This is a genomic window from Mesorhizobium escarrei (genome assembly GCF_935825525.1).
Taxonomy (GTDB): Bacteria; Pseudomonadota; Alphaproteobacteria; order Rhizobiales; family Rhizobiaceae; genus Mesorhizobium; species Mesorhizobium escarrei.
In genome coordinates this window covers 1-1,149 of the sequence record NZ_CAKXZT010000088.1, presented here as the reverse complement: position 1 = coordinate 1,149, position 1,149 = coordinate 1, and the positions used below count along the sequence as shown (strand labels likewise).

Annotated in this window: 1 protein-coding gene; it reads right to left on the bottom strand. The window is 64.4% G+C overall.

The window, feature by feature from the left end:
* Nucleotides 1-127 precede the first annotated feature (127 nt).
* Nucleotides 128-1,093, bottom strand: a complete 966-nt coding sequence (locus NMG80_RS05730; RefSeq protein WP_254017245.1) for an IS5 family transposase — start codon at nucleotides 1,091-1,093, stop codon at nucleotides 128-130.
* Nucleotides 1,094-1,149: the final 56 nt, after the last annotated feature.

Below are 1,149 nucleotides of genomic sequence, written 5' to 3'. Positions count from 1 at the left end.
GGGCGTTTTTTGAACCGCGATCAAGCCACATTGGCCCGGTTTGCAGGGCATTTTTGCCCGCCTCGGGGCCCCAATTGGCCCCCCTCGGCGGATTTGCGCAGACTCCGCCGTCCTCATGCCGGCTTCCTCACTGGGAAAGGACGGCGGCCGCCCGTTGCAGATTGTAGCCGCAGCCGGCAAGCACGCACTGCGTCCGGTTGGTCGCCAGGTTGAAGAAGCGCAGCCGCCGCATGCCGTAGCGCTGCTTGAACACCGCAAACGGCCGCTCCACCGCCGCCCGCACCTTGGAGATCAGCCGGTTGCGCTGCTTCTGGCGCGGCGTCAGCGGATGGTGCTTGTTGGGCCGATGCATCAACCGATCCTTGATGCCGGCCTGCTTAAGCCGGGCATGCCGGGCATGGGTGTAATAGGCCTGGTCGCCATAGGCCGCCTCCTCGTCGCCGCAGATCAGCGTGTCGGCCGGCTCGGTGTCGGTGATCGAAGCATCGGTGAAGTGCATCCGCCGGATCAGCGTGTGAGCATCGTCGACGCCGTTGTGCACCTTATAGCCGAACACGGTCTTTTTGCCCTTGCGTCCCCAACGCGCATCGGGGTCGGCCGATGGCCGCGCCGCCGTCTCCTCACCCTTCTTCGGCTTCGCCGGCGGGCGGGCGGCGGCCTGCATGAACGATGCGTCAATCAGCGTGCCGTGCTTGAGGATCAGGCCCTTCTGCTCAAACTGCCGGGTGATCTCATCGAACACCCGATCAATCAGACCGTCGCACGTCAGCTCTTCGCGGAAGCGCCACAACGTCGAATGGTCCGGCGTGCGGTCCGACAGGCTGAAGCCGGCAAAGCGGCGGAACGACAGCCGGTCGCGCAGTTGCATCTCAAGGGCGGGGTCGCTGAGATTGTTCCACACGCCCAAAAACAGACACCGCAGCAATGTCTCGGCTGGATAGCTGGTGTTGCCCGCCCCCGGCCCGCTGCGCTGACCAAGAAGTGCCCGGATCGGCATCCAGTCGATGACGGTCGCGATCCGGTCGAGCGGCATCGTATCCGTCCGCGCCAGCCCGTCCGCCAGGCTCAGTTGACCAAGAACACGATCGACCATCCGAATCATCTCCCTCTCTTCCTTACCCACGGAATCACCAATCCGAGTCTGTGCAA